This window comes from Nocardia sp. NPDC004722, assembly GCF_053601505.1.
Genome location: NZ_JBSGBY010000005.1, coordinates 33,860 through 47,791, shown reverse-complemented (window position 1 = coordinate 47,791; position 13,932 = coordinate 33,860). Strand labels below are relative to the sequence as shown.

19 protein-coding genes are annotated in these 13,932 nt (G+C 67.3%); 13 read left to right on the top strand and 6 right to left on the bottom strand.

Features of this window, described 5'->3' with window-relative positions:
• The first annotated feature begins 470 nt into the window (after nt 1-470).
• On the top strand, nt 471-974 hold the full coding sequence (locus ACWELQ_RS01885) for a hypothetical protein (protein ID WP_452395140.1): 504 nt from the start codon (nt 471-473) through the stop codon (nt 972-974).
• Between the two features lie 197 nt (nt 975-1,171).
• Here the strand turns inward: ACWELQ_RS01885 and ACWELQ_RS01880 are convergent, their stop codons facing one another.
• The 3 genes from ACWELQ_RS01880 to ACWELQ_RS01870 all read right to left on the bottom strand — a co-directional run bounded on the left by ACWELQ_RS01880 (nt 1,172) and on the right by ACWELQ_RS01870 (nt 3,283).
• On the bottom strand, nt 1,172-1,417 hold the full coding sequence (locus tag ACWELQ_RS01880; protein WP_452395139.1) for a hypothetical protein: 246 nt from the start codon (nt 1,415-1,417) through the stop codon (nt 1,172-1,174).
• Nucleotides 1,418-1,858: 441 nt separating this feature from the next.
• A complete protein-coding gene (locus tag ACWELQ_RS01875) occupies nt 1,859-2,086 on the bottom strand; it encodes a hypothetical protein (RefSeq protein ID WP_452395138.1) in 228 nt (75 codons plus the stop codon).
• 558 nt (nt 2,087-2,644) lie between these two features.
• Entirely contained in the window at nt 2,645-3,283 is a 639-nt protein-coding gene (locus ACWELQ_RS01870) for a hypothetical protein (protein ID WP_452395137.1), read from the bottom strand.
• 295 nt (nt 3,284-3,578) lie between these two features.
• Between ACWELQ_RS01870 and ACWELQ_RS01865 the strand changes: the two genes are divergently transcribed.
• From ACWELQ_RS01865 to ACWELQ_RS01835, 7 genes are all read left to right on the top strand, one after another.
• Nucleotides 3,579-3,830 carry a hypothetical protein gene (locus tag ACWELQ_RS01865; RefSeq protein WP_452395136.1) on the top strand — a complete coding sequence of 84 codons (252 nt, stop codon included), beginning with the start codon at nt 3,579-3,581 and terminating at the stop codon, nt 3,828-3,830.
• A gap of 35 nt (nt 3,831-3,865) precedes the next feature.
• Nucleotides 3,866-4,639, top strand: a complete 774-nt coding sequence (locus tag ACWELQ_RS01860) for a hypothetical protein (RefSeq protein WP_452395135.1) — start codon at nt 3,866-3,868, stop codon at nt 4,637-4,639.
• A 14-nt stretch (nt 4,640-4,653) separates the two neighbouring features.
• Nucleotides 4,654-4,950 (top strand): hypothetical protein, encoded by a 297-nt coding sequence (locus ACWELQ_RS01855; RefSeq protein WP_452395134.1) that lies wholly within the window; start codon nt 4,654-4,656, stop codon nt 4,948-4,950.
• Complete coding sequence (locus ACWELQ_RS01850; protein WP_452395133.1) at nt 4,947-6,227, top strand: hypothetical protein; 1,281 nt, start codon at nt 4,947-4,949, stop codon at nt 6,225-6,227. The genes ACWELQ_RS01855 and ACWELQ_RS01850 overlap by 4 nt, the downstream gene beginning before the upstream one ends.
• Entirely contained in the window at nt 6,224-7,174 is a 951-nt protein-coding gene (locus ACWELQ_RS01845) for a hypothetical protein (RefSeq protein WP_452395132.1), read from the top strand. Before ACWELQ_RS01850 ends, ACWELQ_RS01845 begins: the two co-directional genes overlap by 4 nt.
• Nucleotides 7,175-7,725: 551 nt before the next feature.
• Entirely contained in the window at nt 7,726-8,088 is a 363-nt protein-coding gene (locus tag ACWELQ_RS01840) for a hypothetical protein (protein ID WP_452395131.1), read from the top strand.
• Complete coding sequence (locus ACWELQ_RS01835; RefSeq protein WP_452395130.1) at nt 8,085-8,633, top strand: RNA polymerase sigma factor; 549 nt, start codon at nt 8,085-8,087, stop codon at nt 8,631-8,633. The genes ACWELQ_RS01840 and ACWELQ_RS01835 overlap by 4 nt, the downstream gene beginning before the upstream one ends.
• A gap of 55 nt (nt 8,634-8,688) precedes the next feature.
• On the opposite strand, the gene ACWELQ_RS01830 is transcribed toward ACWELQ_RS01835, so the two are convergent.
• On the bottom strand, nt 8,689-9,240 hold the full coding sequence (locus ACWELQ_RS01830) for a hypothetical protein (RefSeq protein WP_452395129.1): 552 nt from the start codon (nt 9,238-9,240) through the stop codon (nt 8,689-8,691).
• Nucleotides 9,241-10,237: 997 nt separating this feature from the next.
• Here ACWELQ_RS01830 and ACWELQ_RS01825 point away from each other — a divergent pair.
• Together ACWELQ_RS01825 and ACWELQ_RS01820 are read left to right on the top strand one after the other, a co-directional pair.
• A complete protein-coding gene (locus tag ACWELQ_RS01825; protein WP_452395128.1) occupies nt 10,238-10,531 on the top strand; it encodes a hypothetical protein in 294 nt (97 codons plus the stop codon).
• Nucleotides 10,528-10,929 (top strand): hypothetical protein, encoded by a 402-nt coding sequence (locus ACWELQ_RS01820; protein WP_452395127.1) that lies wholly within the window; start codon nt 10,528-10,530, stop codon nt 10,927-10,929. The genes ACWELQ_RS01825 and ACWELQ_RS01820 overlap by 4 nt, the downstream gene beginning before the upstream one ends.
• 59 nt (nt 10,930-10,988) lie before the next feature.
• Here ACWELQ_RS01820 and ACWELQ_RS01815 read toward each other — a convergent pair whose 3' ends face one another.
• Both ACWELQ_RS01815 and ACWELQ_RS01810 read right to left on the bottom strand, forming a co-directional pair.
• Nucleotides 10,989-11,267 (bottom strand): hypothetical protein, encoded by a 279-nt coding sequence (locus tag ACWELQ_RS01815; RefSeq protein ID WP_452395126.1) that lies wholly within the window; start codon nt 11,265-11,267, stop codon nt 10,989-10,991.
• 185 nt (nt 11,268-11,452) lie between these two features.
• On the bottom strand, nt 11,453-11,926 hold the full coding sequence (locus ACWELQ_RS01810; RefSeq protein ID WP_452395125.1) for a hypothetical protein: 474 nt from the start codon (nt 11,924-11,926) through the stop codon (nt 11,453-11,455).
• 150 nt (nt 11,927-12,076) lie between these two features.
• Between ACWELQ_RS01810 and ACWELQ_RS01805 the strand changes: the two genes are divergently transcribed.
• The 3 genes from ACWELQ_RS01805 (at nt 12,077) to ACWELQ_RS01795 (ending at nt 13,889) form a co-directional block, all read left to right on the top strand.
• Nucleotides 12,077-12,502: a hypothetical protein gene (locus ACWELQ_RS01805; RefSeq protein WP_452395124.1), complete on the top strand. Its 426-nt coding sequence runs from the start codon at nt 12,077-12,079 to the stop codon at nt 12,500-12,502.
• A 388-nt stretch (nt 12,503-12,890) separates the two neighbouring features.
• Nucleotides 12,891-13,193 carry a hypothetical protein gene (locus ACWELQ_RS01800; RefSeq protein ID WP_452395123.1) on the top strand — a complete coding sequence of 101 codons (303 nt, stop codon included), beginning with the start codon at nt 12,891-12,893 and terminating at the stop codon, nt 13,191-13,193.
• Between the two features lie 252 nt (nt 13,194-13,445).
• Nucleotides 13,446-13,889, top strand: coding sequence for a hypothetical protein (locus ACWELQ_RS01795; RefSeq protein WP_452395122.1), 444 nt, complete (start codon nt 13,446-13,448; stop codon nt 13,887-13,889).
• Nucleotides 13,890-13,932: the final 43 nt, after the last annotated feature.

Sequence of the window (13,932 nt, the reverse complement as noted above, 5' to 3'; positions counted from 1 at the left end):
AGAAGCCGGCCCGGCGGCTACATGTCATCGAATGAGTTCCCGGGCGAGTCAGCTTCCCGATGTGTTGGTCGAGACCACGCCTGATTGAATATGACCATAGGGATATGCGCAATTAGGCATGAAATCCCTTGATTCGCCGGAAGGCCTCCGGAGAGCCGGGGACATCGGCAAGGTCGACGACCAAGCCCCGCGTGCTCGGAGGTCAAGTCCATAATGCCGGTGCCGCAACGACATCGATTGTCAGCTGACTTTGATCGAGGAAAGCCAGCCGCTGTTTCTCAGGTCGTGCCCGGAACGCCGGGGACGTCTGCGGTGAGCCGGTTAAGTCCAGAAAGGTCGTTTCGGCCTGACTGATCGTGCCAAATACCGGGAGTGGTGGCATGTTGCCTGGGTCATCCATAACAGGATGCCTGAGCAGCTTCCACAGGTAAGCGACCTGATCGGCTAGAAGTCATCACAGGAGATGCGCAATGCCAGATACGTCAGCAATCCTCATCGGCTCCGTCGTCGGGGGAGTCTTGGTCTGCGTCGCCTCCACGGGACTCGCACGAGCGGACTTCATCGACCCGACGCCGTTCGTCGACGTGAACGGTGTGGCGTGGTTCAACATGGCCGGAAACAACTGCACCATCGCTCCAAACGGCGTCGTAGGCTGCGACCTCCCGGCTGCGGCACCGATGATGTCCATTGCTATTCAGGGTGTGACGGCGAGATCGGGGTCCACTATGCCGGTGCCGTATGTGCCCGCGGTGGTCATCGACACCAGCGACGCGCCTGCGCATCCACAATGGAACTCCAACGGCTCGCACACCCAGGCTGGCGGTAACCCCGTGATCTCACCCAGCCCGGACAAATACTCGACCAGTGTGTCCGTCAACGGTGCGACATGTTCTGTCATGGTCCGCACGAGAGTGTTGTGCTCGAACATGTCTCACGCATTCGTGGTGGCCGAGGACGGGGTGAGCGGAGCATGATCTTCTTCACTCGGGGTCCGATGCGTTCCAACGGCCATCCTGGATCGGGTTGATTGGGATACCGGCGCATTCCGTCGACGAGATCGAGGCGCGCCTAGCCCTCGTACGGCCCGCAATTCCGAAGCGATCGCTGCCGGCTCGCCCACCCTCGCAGGTGCTCCAGCGGCTCGCCGCCGAGGCCCTCGAGATCCGCTCGGTTATTCGATGATGCGTTCCGGATCCACCGTGCACGGCAAGGGTATGTAGTCGTAGCCGTATTCCACCGCTGACGGCATCTTTGGGCTATTCAGGATGTTGGTGACTGCGGAGGCGGTGCCCCACACCATCGCGATCTCGGGCAGGGCCGTCGGCGTTGTCCAACGGGGCCTAAGCCGCAGAGGGTGATCATGGTGCGACATGACCTCGGAATCCACGGGCCCGCGCTGCCGGTGCACGACGAACACGGCCGAAGAATCGACGGCGCCAAGGCGCTGGTCCTGGGTGGTCGGGCACCATGGTTCGGGTGAGTGGGTGCAGGAGCGACTACGTCCGCGCGGGCGAGCGGCGGATAGTCTCAGGAGGTGGAGCGCGGCGGGGCTGGACTGTCGGCGCGGCAGAAGATCCTGCTACGCATCGTGGTCGCGGCGCGCAATGCTGGCGAAGCCGATGTGCCCGCCGCAGCCCTGGCGACCTTGGTTCACCGCCTTCGCGCGAGACGGTGGTCGCGGTGATCGAGATCCTCGACGCGGTGGGATTCCAGCGGGGTGAGCGGCGACCGCTGTCATCGCGCGGGTCGAGGCACTGCTCGCCGAGTAGCCGAGCTGGTGAGGGCATCGATTCGTTCGCAGGGCGCCGGGCCCGGCGGCTACCTCCCGGAGCCACCGGTCGGGCATCGTGAACGTTTGTCAGCCCTCCCATAGCGTGTTCAGGACCAGGATGCTCAACCCCAGCGCCGAGGCAAAGGCTCCTGCAGCGGGGATAACCGTTGCGCTCCAGCTGCTTCCGGCGCGATAGGTGAGGATCCCGGCGGTCAGGCCGACGATCACGCTGATGAGGGCGCAGATCGTCACCAGCAGGAACTTGATGAAACGAGCCTGCGACTTGGGCTCAGCGGGCGGGTTCGGATCGGTCATGGTGTGGTATCCCAATTCGGTTGTGACGGAGCCGAATCAAGGCATCCCCATGGGCGATGCTCCGACTCGGCTTGAGTGCTCCAGCACCGTACGAACCGCCTTCTCCACGTGTTGCAGTTGTTGAATCGCGCGTCAACTCGAGCGTGGACGGGTGCAGGCAGAGGTGGGCGGGAGAAGGAACTGCAACAGTTGGTGAACCGACGTGCTGGGCGCGGATCACCGCCGGGCCGACCGCAGGGCCGATCGGTCTCCGGCGGTGAACAACTCCGGAGACGGTGAGACGGCAACGGTACTGCCGCCGAGGCACGAACCCCGTCGCCGAGAATGCCTTCGCAGGGTGTGGTGACCAGCCGGTGGGTAGGTCTGGCACGGCGGGCCAGCAGCCACCAGTGCCAGGGAGTCGGTTCGGTCATGAGGAGAATCGGTTGCGCCACTTGGTCCTCCGGGTCCTGCGAATAGCTCGATCACGATGTCGCTCCCGGCGAGGCTGTGAATGCGCTCGAGATCCGCATCTCGGCCAGACCGCCGGAATAGCTGTTGCGAGATCGTATCCGCAGGTCAGGATAGTATTTTGAGGCCGAGTGCCGCCCCGCAGCCGCGTTGGCGGGGGGCGGTCACGATGCGCCACACATTGCCGGGAGCGACGTCGATGAGGGCACCGGTCGGGATATCGGGGTGGCCGATGTGGTCGGGGTCGACGTCGAATCCGACCCCGCCTTGCAGGGGGACCACGGCGCGCGGCCAGTAGATCATCTGCGGGGTGACCAGGCCGCCGACGCTGCCGATCAGCGGCAGCCCGCGATCGACGATGTTCTGGGCCAGCTCGTCGCTGATGTTCCAGACGGAGGTCATCGCGCGGGCGCGCTGATCGGGAGTGAGCCCGGCCGAATTGTGGTGGTCGTAGCCGGCGTGAGTGCGATAGATCGGCCAGGGCGGATCGCGATGGAAGGCCGGGCTATTGGCGTCCATCCCGATCAGTGAGACCCCGAGGTAGTCGAACCCGAGGGTGCGGTGAGGGTGGCGCAGCAGCAGCATCTCGAGCTCGACGGGGTCTATCCGGACGCGCTTGTTGGTGGAGTGGTTGGTCAGCAGACCGGCCGTGCACAGGGCGCGGATCCAGCGCGTGTGAGCCTTGACGCCGGTCCGGGCACGGATCTCGTCTGCGGCTTGCTGGCTGCTCAGAAACGGCGAGGGCATGACCCGAGTCTAGAATTAGAGACGTCACTACATGTCTTTATCCTTCGATCCCAGTTTCCCGAACTGGTTTAGGTTGCCTTCCTATAAGGCATATTAACGAACGCGAATCACGCCGAATCGCACGTCAATGGCATGATAAGGGGTACGATTTCCCGGGAACACCGACGATTGTCGGTGGATGCCGCTAGGGTACACCGCAAACGCGCCCACGCCCCGGGAATCGGCCGTCACGTGACGACGGTGGCCGTCCGTCGTCTCGGACCCACGGGATCGGGCCGCAGCAGGGAGGAAGATCGTGCGGACCGACGAAGAGGTGGGCGACTTCGCCCGGCAGGCGTTCCGCACGGCCGGGCAGGTCCGGATGCTGGTCGAGCGGATGGCCGCGCTCGGGTTCAACGTCGACGGCTACACCCACGCCGACATCGGCCTCCTTGCCGATTCCCTGCACGGCATGGCGATGCGCGCCGCGATGAGCACCGACAATCCCGACGCCCTGCTGTTCGAGCTGACCGGCCGCCAGGGCCGCCGACTCGACAGCGGCGACTGATTGCCACCCTTCCTACCGACCACGAGGGGAACCCGATGTCCACACCCGCCGAAGTCCTGCGCGTGCTGGTGCCCGACCATCCCGACCTGACCGGGCAGCTCGGCCGTGCCGTCGAGTTCGCCGCGGCCCTGCGTCACGCGAACGACGTCGAGGACCTCATCGACGGTGAGGAGCCGTGGCGGCTGCCGGAGCAGTTCGTCGCGCCGCAGTTGCAGGCGGCGCTGGAGGCGATCGTGTTGCACGACTGGCGATTCGAGGTGGGCAGCGATACCGCGCGCACCGAGATCGGGGTGAACCATGCCGGTGTCGAGCACATGGGCCTCTACATCGCGACCGCGACCACCGCGCAGCTGGCGCTGCTGCGCGGCGCGCTGGAGGCGATAACGCGGGCCGAGACCACCGCGGCCTCGCAGCGCGGAGCCGAGCAGCGCGAGCTCGCTGAATTCCTCGAGGTCTGGTCCGAGGTCGACGAGCGCCAGGATTCCGACGCCTCGCTGTCGGCGTGGCGCACCGTCGTGCGCGTGCTGACCCTCGCCACCGCCACGGCACCGACCGGGGCGCACGAGCGCCCCTCGCGGCTCTACAACGCCGAAGGACACCTGCTGCCCGTCGCCGACGTCGCCGGGTCGAGCCCGGCCGCCGACACCCGGACGCTGCTGGAGGCGATCGACTCTGGCCCGGGGGACTCGGTCGAGCTGGACAATGCCGAGTGGCGGGCCTGGCAGCGCCTGAGCGCCGAATGGCACGCCGCCGTCTACGGCCCCCGATCCGATGATCCGCACGCCCGCCTGAGCTCGTTCGCCTACTGAGAGAAGAGAACTCGATGCCCGAGCCCACGCGGCCCATCCACCCGGGCGACTGGTATTGCCAGGGGTTGGGCGAGCCTCCCGCCGCCAGCGGCGGATGGTGTTTCGTCGCCGCGCCCTACACCCGCACCTGCGCCGATCTCACCGAGTGCCGGGCGGCGATGGCAGGCGCGCGATCGGCCTCCTACCGGCGGGTGAGCGAGCTGGCCGCCGCCGGAGACCCGGACTGGGCCGCGGTCGCGCGCCAACTCGCCCGCCCCGACCAGTTCCACGGCGGCCCCGACTCCGGCGACCCCGCCGACCCCGACCGGTGAGCGAACCCTCGCCCACCGACGCCCCGGCCGGGACGGTACCGCGCCCGCGGCGGACCTCGCCACTGCTGCGGCTGGTCGGCGCGACCGGTGCCGAACTCGCCGACGACACCGCCGATGACCTGGTCGCGTACTACATGGCGGCCGCCGACGCCGACAACACCACCCGCACCTACGCCTCGGCCTGGCGCGGATTCGCCGCCTGGTGCGACGCCCACGGCCACACCGCGCTGCCCGCGACCCCGCGCACCGTCGCCCGCTACCTCGCCGTCAGCGCCGCCGACACCGACCGCAACCTGAGCAAGGACACCCTGACCGTGTGGCGGGCGGCCATCGCCCGCGTGCACGCCGATGCCGGACTGCCGGATCCGACCGCCGACGCCACCGTCGCCAAGGCACTGCGCGGCATTCGCCGTCTGCGCACCAAGGCAGGCGAGGCCCCCGACCAGGCCCCGCCGATGCTGCCCGACGCGCTCACCACCATCGTCACCCACATCCACGACACCGCCGAGACATCGAAGCGCTGGCGACACAAGGTCGCGGCGCGGCGCGACATCGCGCTGCTGGTGCTGCTCTACGCGGCCGCGCAACGTCGCGGCGAGGCCCTGGCCCTGCGCCTGGGCGACCTGGAGGTGGTCGCGGGCCCCGACCCCGACCGCCCGCGTCTGCGAATCCGGTTGCGCGGCAGCAAATCCAGCCAGACCGCCGTCGAGCACCTCTACCTCGAACGCGGCACCGGCGACGCCCTGGTGTGCCCGTGGTGCGCGCTGATCCGCTGGCAGGTCGTGCTGTCGGCCGCCGACGAAGCCCGCAGCAGTGCACACGCCCGGTTCCGAGCCGCCGGATACACCGACGACGAGATGGCCACCGGCGCGCTCGCCGAGCAGATCACCGACGCCGCCTCGATCGCTGTGCAGCGCCTGCTGCGCACCGACACCGCCGACCCGCACGTCCACCGCTGTCACGAGCCGTGGCCCGCCCCGCACCGTGCCCGTGCCCAGCTGTTCCGGGCCGTCTCCAACGGCGGCATCCCGCACGACATCGACCGTGCGCTCACCGGGCAAGCCGCCGCACGCATGATCAACGCCCGCTCGCTGGCCGCCGGAACCGGACCCGCCCGAGGGCATTCCCCACGCGCCGGCATGGCCACCTTCCTCTACGACAACGGCGCGACCGACGCCGAGGTCGGCGCCAAGCTGCGCCACGCCCGCCCCGAGACCTCCCGCCGCTACGACCGCCACGCCCAACAACGTGCGGCCGAGCTGGAGACCGGACTGTGACCGAATCCCTTGCCGCAGTACAGGTTCCGGGCCTGCGAGGTGACGCGGCGCGGGAGTGGCGGCAGTTCGCGCGCTGGGCCGCGGCCGCCGAGTATCCCGTGCTGCCCACCACCGCCGACGCGGTGCTGGCCTACCTCGCCGAGCACCCCGGCACCCCGGCCACGCAGCGCGGCCGCGTCAGTGCCCTCAACGCCGCCCACAAGGCCACCAAGCTGCCGATCCCCGGGGCCGCCGAAGCCGTGCGCCGGGCGCTGAATCCCGGCCGCGCGCACCGACTGTCGCCCCTGCGGGCCCACGCGGACACGATCATCGCGGGCCTGCCGGTCACCGGCTGGCCCGACGCCCTCACCGGCCGCCGCGACGCCGTCATCCTGCAACTGGCCACCGAAGGACTGTCCTGGCACCAGATCTCGGGCCTTCGCCAGGCCGAGATCACCCTCACCGAACTGGCCGTGACCGTGGGCGCGCAGCCCCTGCTCGTCCTGCCCGCCACCGGTACCGCGGCGTGCCCGGTGCGGGTGTTCTCCCGCTGGGCGACTGTCGTTACTCACGCTCCCGCCGCCACCGGCCATATTCGCCTCGAACAGCTCCTCACCGATGCTGACTCGACCGCGGCCGTCGTCGGCGCGGACAGCGGTGCAGCGGAAGTGTATGTGCCGCAGCAGTTTCCCGAACGATACGCAGAGCAGCCATTGCTGTGTACGTTCGATGAGCGCGGCATGGCCTGCGGCTACATCGACGAGCTCGAGCCGCTGAGCCCCGACGCCGTGGCCGATATCGCCACGGGCCATCTGCTGGCCCCGCCCGCGCCCGGCGCAGGTGGCGAGCTCGACAGCGACTGGTTCGAGCGCGGAATCGCCGCTCGCTGGAGATTCAAGGTGATCAGCGACGAGCTCGACGACCTGCTCGATCGCGTCGACGCGATCGCCGCTCGCTATGGCATCTGACGGCTCGCGCCGTCGGTCCGCGCGGCGTTCGACGCCCTGCGGGGTTCAGGGAGGTAGACGCCGCGGACGTGATCTAAATCACCGAAAATGACTGCCCGGTCTCGAAGCCCGCAAATGCAGAACATCCCAGCATTCGGCCAGAGGCATCCGCGGCAGTGTGGCAAATGGGCGGACCTGCCCCGAGTTCTATTGAAACTAAAGGATTTTGTTCTCCTGATCCGCCACCCTGGACGTGTTCCTGGCCAGGAGTCGGGCGGCGGATCGTATCGAGAGCACACGTATCCTAACGCGGTTCGGGTATTTGCCGCGACGCATATTAGGTGTGCTCCACGGCCCAAAAAGACGCGGAAGTGTGAGCTGATTCACATCGAGCGGGGCGGGGCCGTCGGGACGGCAGATCAAGATCGAAAGCGTTGGCGGACAAGACTCTTCGATTCCTTCGTGTCGTGTCCGGTGCCGGGCAGCATGTGCACCGTTCAGCCGTGCCCCGGACCCCTTTGGCCAGGAGTGGGGAGCGGCAGCACCTATCGAGAGACACGGAGTACTGCCTTATGTCCTTCAACCCGACGTTCGAAACCGGCGTCGTCGTCGACGCCCGATCGTTTCGAACCTCCATCCGACAGCACGGTGTCGGCACCGTGCTGTCCGCCGACGTGTTCGCCGTCAGCTTCTCGCACGGCACCGCTCATGGCGTGGCCGCCGGCGGCGCGGTAGTGCTGGCGGGCTTTCTGCTCGGCGACCGCGGCCTGTCGCTGGCCCGCACCATCGGCAAGAACTGGACCAAGCTGCGCTCGGACTGGCGTCAGCTCCGCGCCGACTGGGACAACGTGCGCGGTATGGCCCGCGACGGTGGGGTGTTCCTGCCCCACTCGTACCCGGAAGCACCCGGTCAGGATCCCGAAGACCGGCGATGACGACCGTCCCGGAGTCGAAGGACGCGACGTTCGGTGAGTTCTTCGACCGCAACGTCGCGTCCTTGCGGCGCGTTCTGCGTCGCCAGTTCTCGGCCGACGGCTATTTCTGGTGGCTGGCTGACGCCGACGTCGACGACATCGTGTCGGCGACCATGGAAGAGATGCTGGGCAGGTGGGACACCATCACCAGCCCCTCCTCCTACATGTTCACCGTCGGCTTGCGGTTGGCCAAGCAGTACGTGGCCAACCGCTACAGCCAGCCGGTCGACTTCTCCGCCGTCCCCGACTCGGTCGTCGACATGCTGGGCACCGCGGCCGCCGACCCTAGCGACGCCGCCACCGCCACCGACTACTTGTCGGTCGCGGTGACCACGATGTCCTTCGCCGAGAAGCAGGTGTTCCTGCGCAGGATCGCCGGATACAGCAACCAGGAGGTAGCCCAACAGCTTGGTTCGACCGTTGCGTCGGTCAAAGGCCGCTACCTGCGGGCTCTGGACAAGGCTCGCGACAACCTCGCCGCGACCGACCTGCGAAACCATCGGTGAGACAACAGGAATGGTCCCGCCACCGGCGGGGCCATCCCCTCATCAGCGGGTGCGATCAGTACGACATCGCTGAGGCCACGACCGTGGCAAGGAGCATGCCGATGGCCACGAGCAGCAGCCATGTGGCTTTCCGGAACTTGCGATACCGGTAGAGATGCAGGTGGGAAGCGCGCCATAGCTCATCGAGAGCGCCACGGAACTGTTGCTCGGCCGATTGCCCGACGACGGCCGCGTGGAAGTCCTCGAAGGTCGTCCATTTTCTGCTGATCAGCGAGGGGCTGTAGAGCGTCGAGGCATCGGTGCGTGGCTGAGTGAACCGCCGCTCGGTAGCCCGCAGCATCACCAGTGCCTGGGTCGCGTAGACAACCGATGCCCCGACCAGGACCAACGCACCGAACGCTGGCACGAACACCCAGATACTCAGCGGCTTCGTCCCTTTCAACGAGAAGGCCAGCGCCGTCCCGGCAACTACAAACGTGTTGGCACTCAAAACCGCGCCCGCGCGAGTGGACACCGCGCTTCGTTGGGCATCCTCACGGGCAAGGTGCCAATGAACGGCGTCCAGACTCAGACCACGACGATTACCGCTGGATCCCCCCACACTCATGCACCAATTCTTGCCGAAAACGACCGCCCACACCCGAGCGAGGCGGTGTCGTGTCAGTTCTGGGGTCCTCGTCGTTCTCGCTGCCGCCGCGCACGACGCTCGCGGCAGTTGTCGTGAGGCTCAGCCGGGGTTCGGTAGCCCCCATGGCGGCTCCACTCGGCATCGAGTTCGGCGGCGCTCAGGAACTCGGGATTCCTGAGCGCGAACCTCACCCCCAGGTCGGTAAGCGACACCTCGAGTTCCCCGCTGCTCCATGTCATGGCCGTCGCGACCAGCCCCTTGGCTTCCAAACCCCGGATGGCCCGCCTCCAAGACGACCGCTCGGCCTTGGTGCCAGGGTGGGTCCAGCAGAATCTTTTCCAAGCACCCAGATCCGAGAGGGTCTGCCACTCCGCCCGCTCCCGCATCAGTCCGGCCAGGACCGTCCGCTGAACGAGCCCAAGACCTCGTGACATCTACCCTCCGTGTCCGTGCGCATGCCCGAATTCGTCTGCTGCCGGTGACTCTAAGCGCATCCCCGAGTTACCAATTTTTTTCGCCTCTACCTGCAGAAATATCGAGAGTGTGGGGGTGGGTGGCTTCATACCATGGCGATTCTGCGTGCTCCAATGAAATCGCCTCCCACCCGGGCAAGGGGTGGGAGGCGAGAAGTACTCATCCAGCGTCTCATCCGGAGCGGAGCACAGAATGAGGGTAACCCCTCCTCGAAGTAGAGAACCCGGGTCCGATTCCTCGACCCACCCGCTGCTCGTGGTCGTACTGGCCACGGTCCTGGCCCTCGTGACCGGGGTTCTAGTGAACCCGGCCGCCGCCGTGACCGTCTTCGTCGCAGTCATCGGCCTATTCGCTGCCGCACGACACAGTCCCACCGACCAGTAGCAGACCACGGCGGGTGCGTCTGGATTCTCACCACAGCGCACCCGCCGTTCAGCTGATCACGATCGTACCGAACGTCCTGCTACGTGCGAGAAGATCGGTTGCGTCGCAACATCGTTGGATGGGTGACTACGACGAAATCAACGAGCGCAACGCCGAACGGGCCCGCGCTGCTGGATGGCCGGAACTGATCGGCACTCCCCGACAGGTCCCGTGGGCAACGACGGTCCGGCAGAACAGGATCGACGAGTTCGACGCCGCGCAGATCCCCGAAGCTCAGCGCAGTCAGATGCGGGAGGTCCTGTTGCGCGAGAAGCAGGCCGCGATGTGGATCAACAACCCATGGGCTGCGGTGTGGGTTACCAACCTCACCCCCGACGAACTCGAAGCCACCCAGAACCGGAGCCAGCCATGACCAGCCCCGCCGAGGAGTACGCCGAGATCGAGGCAATCCTCAAGCGCATGCGCGGAGTCCCGCGACGTGAGGATCTGCTGCCGATCTGGGAGCGCATCGAGCGTCTCGACGCGGGCCTGCCCGAGGTCGCAGATCGGGACCGGCATCTCGTCAACGCCAGCGAGCGCGCCCACGAGCACCTACGCGATGCCTGGCAGGAACTGGGCTTCACCTACGAGACTGCTCGGGCTGAGTACCGGGCCTGGGCGGCCGATCGCGAGCATCCGACGTGGCTGTCCACCCCGGACCGTCCGGCACCACAACTCCCGGACGCCCCCCGCCGGTCGGCGCTGGCGGACTATCAGCCGGATCGGTCGGCGCTGTCCGAACGCCCGATATGGGACGGGTTCGACCGGTGAGTTCTCTGCGCTGCTACCCACGCCAGGGATGGCCGGCATTTAACCCCGCCGGCTGGGGCTCAGCGACTCCGGCGGCGGTCGGGAGGCTCTCGTCCGTGATCTGGTCCGAGGACCGTGGGGTGTTCCAGGGCGTAGATGCGCCGTTCCAGCACATCGAAGGCATGCTGGCTGAGCTCGTCGAGCGCCTGGCGGCGGGCACCGGCAGGGATAGCGAGTCGGGCCCGGTCGAGGTCGGCCCATTCCTGGCGTAGCTTGTCGCGCTGCAGGGCCAGCGTCTCGTGATCGAGGTGCTTCACGCGGTCGATGAAGTCCTCGAATTCTTCTTCCGGGCTTCGCAATTCACGTCTCCTCCTCATCGGGCGCGACTCCTCCAGCGTAGGACTTCACCGCAGCGAATCGCAGGCGGGACCGCCTGGCCGCCATCGCCGCCCGCTACGGCGTCTGACTACGAGCCCGCCGAACGTCCGGCCTTCGCGGCGAGGGTTGCCGCGAAGGCCGGATTCGGCGTGTCAGGGCCGAATGATCAGTCGTTCGCGACGGGTGCGGGCCAGCGATGCCACGCACCGACTGCGGGCGGGGCTTCGCCGACCACCGACAGGTGGTGAATGCCAGTGGTGGTGCGGAATTGGTCGACGGTGGCGCAGTTGCCGATGAACGGGGCCCATCCACCCTGCAAGGTGATGGTCTGTCGGGTTTGCTTGTCGGTGATCACCGCGCCGTCGATCTCGATCGACGGGTCTTCGAGATCCAGGCGCCACCGCGGCTGGCCCGCGAGCTCGTCGAGGTATCGGCGGACGCTGTCGGGGTCGCCGGTGGCGTGGACGGTCGGCCCGCCCAGCTGCCGCACGGTGTAGACCGTGCTGTCGGTCGTCGCCGCCGGCGAGGCGGTGACGGTGGTATCCACGAGGACCGCGTAGCCCAGGGCCACGGCGGTCTCGTTGAGCTCGTCGGCGACCGCGAAAGCCGCGCGCGCCGGTTCGAGCGGAGGAACTTGCATCTACAGCTCCCGTAGGTGGAGTAGTTGAGACGGACGAGCGAGCATATCCGGGCCCACCGACACAAACGCTCGACCAGCGGCAACGCAACCTGTCGCCGCGAAACCGGAATCGGGTCCGTAACCGCCTGCGGCCGTGGCAGTCTCGCAGGCATGGCGAAGGGGACGCTGCTGATCGACGTGATGGGCTATCCGCACCCGTGCCGCGAATGCGGCGCGATGCAGACCTGGGTGTGGGCCGTAGCCGCGCGAGCGCCCGGCCGCGACGGCATGACCGAAGCCATCGCCGTCGACCAGGAACTCCCCGTCGACATCGCCCGTGGCGTGCTGACCGCTGCGGGCCGCGCCGAGGTGGCGGCGCTGCTCGGGCAGCGCAGCGAACGCGGCCATGGGTTCAACCCGAACATCTGCGGCCGCTGTGGGCACCAAGAGTCCTGGTACTCACTGGAATCGGTTGTCATCGAGGGATTTCACCGCCCGCGCATCATCATCGCCAGCGCCCCGCACCCCGTCGCCCAGTGGCGCGAGCTCATGGGCGCGCTCCACGAAGGCGCCAGCTACTGGTACGTCGGACGCTGACCGCGCCGCACCGCCCGCCGCTGCACGGGACGGACCGGGAGTGCCAGGCGATGACCTCGCGTGCCTACCTGTATTCCCGAGATGCCAGCAGGGAACTGGTGGGCGAAACTCGTTGGCACCGGCAGCAATCGACGATTGCCGGGATGTCCGGGAACAGTGCGGCGCACTGCGAGCGGCACCGTGCAGGCAAACGCACCCCCGTGTTTCCGGAGGCGGACTTCAGACTCCCGCCCCCGGCAACGCCGCACACCGCCGGTGCCCAGCATGAGCGCAGGGCAGCCACGATGCCCGGATCGGACGGCCCGACGCACCACCTCCGCGGTGCTCGGGCCGTTCGCATTCCAGGTCAACGCTGGTGTCGGCACGCATTGTGATCGACAATGGCCCGGTGAATCGTCAACCCGCCCACCTCGTGCCACTCGTGCCCGAAACCGAGACAGTGTGGCGGCCCGGCGATCTCGTCGTGGATGCCCACGGCAATCTGTGGAGCCGTGCCAGTGCCACCGACACCTCGCAGGGATGGCCGTGGGGATATCCGGGCGAACACATCGGGGTCCCGGGCGATTTCGCCGTCGCCGAGGGGTCCGTCGACGAAGCCACACCGGTGCGGCCACTGACCTTGCTCGTTCGTGAGGGCGTACCGGTCAACACGATCATCGTCGCCCCGCCTGACACCGACGACCGCCAGTAGCCCGGGGTCTCGCGCGACTGGCTAGCTACCCGGCACGGCGTCTGTGACCCGTAGTGCCACAAAGCCCCGCAATCCGTGCCATAGATCGCCGGTCAGAGCGAACTCGAGCGGTCGTCCGGCTACCGTCGATGGCGTGCGAGGCACGCCCGGCAGAGACAAGTAGAGCTGCTGTGGCTATCGCCTCGCACAAGATTGGTGGTCGCTCGCAGTCAGGTGCGTAAGGGGGGAACTGGTCGTTTGCTATGAACAGGTATGAAGGTTGCGCAGAGTCGGGCAGCCGACGGATTCAGTGGTGAGGGCGGCATGCGCCGTCTCGCCGAACTGCGGATACTGCACGAACAGATCTATCGCTGGCGCCATCTCACCACGATCTCCCACGTGCTTGGTGACCGCTATCCCGAGCTCGGGCCAATGCTTGCCGACATGCACAACATGGCGTTCCTCCACGCCGACATCGAGATCCGCCGGGAGCTGGCCGGGGTCGAGACCTTCGACCGCACACGGGATTTCGATTCGATTCCCGGATGGGTTCAACAGCGCTGGAACACCGCCGACGACTCCACCCTCGCGCAGGCGTACGTGCGATACATGGCCGCCGGTGCGGGAGCCGCCTACACCGGGCCGGACTCGCTGGCCGGTCTGGTTGCCACTCGAACCCCACGCCACCAGACGATCGTGTGGGGCGAGAACCCCTGAGCAATGGGCTGGCCATGGGTCCGGCGAACGCCTAGAAGGGGCG

Excerpts from the sequence above, each read along its gene's own strand:
- ACWELQ_RS01885 (WP_452395140.1), top strand. The coding sequence starts at position 471 with ATGCCAGATACGTCAGCAATCCTCATCGGCTCCGTCGTCGGGGGAGTC.
- ACWELQ_RS01875 (WP_452395138.1), bottom strand. The coding sequence starts at position 2,086 with ATGACCGATCCGAACCCGCCCGCTGAGCCCAAGTCGCAGGCTCGTTTC.
- ACWELQ_RS01870 (WP_452395137.1), bottom strand. The coding sequence starts at position 3,283 with ATGCCCTCGCCGTTTCTGAGCAGCCAGCAAGCCGCAGACGAGATCCGT.
- ACWELQ_RS01860 (WP_452395135.1), top strand. The coding sequence starts at position 3,866 with ATGTCCACACCCGCCGAAGTCCTGCGCGTGCTGGTGCCCGACCATCCC.
- ACWELQ_RS01855 (WP_452395134.1), top strand. The coding sequence starts at position 4,654 with ATGCCCGAGCCCACGCGGCCCATCCACCCGGGCGACTGGTATTGCCAG.
- ACWELQ_RS01840 (WP_452395131.1), top strand. The coding sequence starts at position 7,726 with ATGTCCTTCAACCCGACGTTCGAAACCGGCGTCGTCGTCGACGCCCGA.
- ACWELQ_RS01835 (WP_452395130.1), top strand. The coding sequence starts at position 8,085 with ATGACGACCGTCCCGGAGTCGAAGGACGCGACGTTCGGTGAGTTCTTC.
- ACWELQ_RS01830 (WP_452395129.1), bottom strand. The coding sequence starts at position 9,240 with ATGAGTGTGGGGGGATCCAGCGGTAATCGTCGTGGTCTGAGTCTGGAC.
- ACWELQ_RS01825 (WP_452395128.1), top strand. The coding sequence starts at position 10,238 with ATGGGTGACTACGACGAAATCAACGAGCGCAACGCCGAACGGGCCCGC.
- ACWELQ_RS01820 (WP_452395127.1), top strand. The coding sequence starts at position 10,528 with ATGACCAGCCCCGCCGAGGAGTACGCCGAGATCGAGGCAATCCTCAAG.
- ACWELQ_RS01810 (WP_452395125.1), bottom strand. The coding sequence starts at position 11,926 with ATGCAAGTTCCTCCGCTCGAACCGGCGCGCGCGGCTTTCGCGGTCGCC.
- ACWELQ_RS01805 (WP_452395124.1), top strand. The coding sequence starts at position 12,077 with ATGGCGAAGGGGACGCTGCTGATCGACGTGATGGGCTATCCGCACCCG.
- ACWELQ_RS01795 (WP_452395122.1), top strand. The coding sequence starts at position 13,446 with ATGAAGGTTGCGCAGAGTCGGGCAGCCGACGGATTCAGTGGTGAGGGC.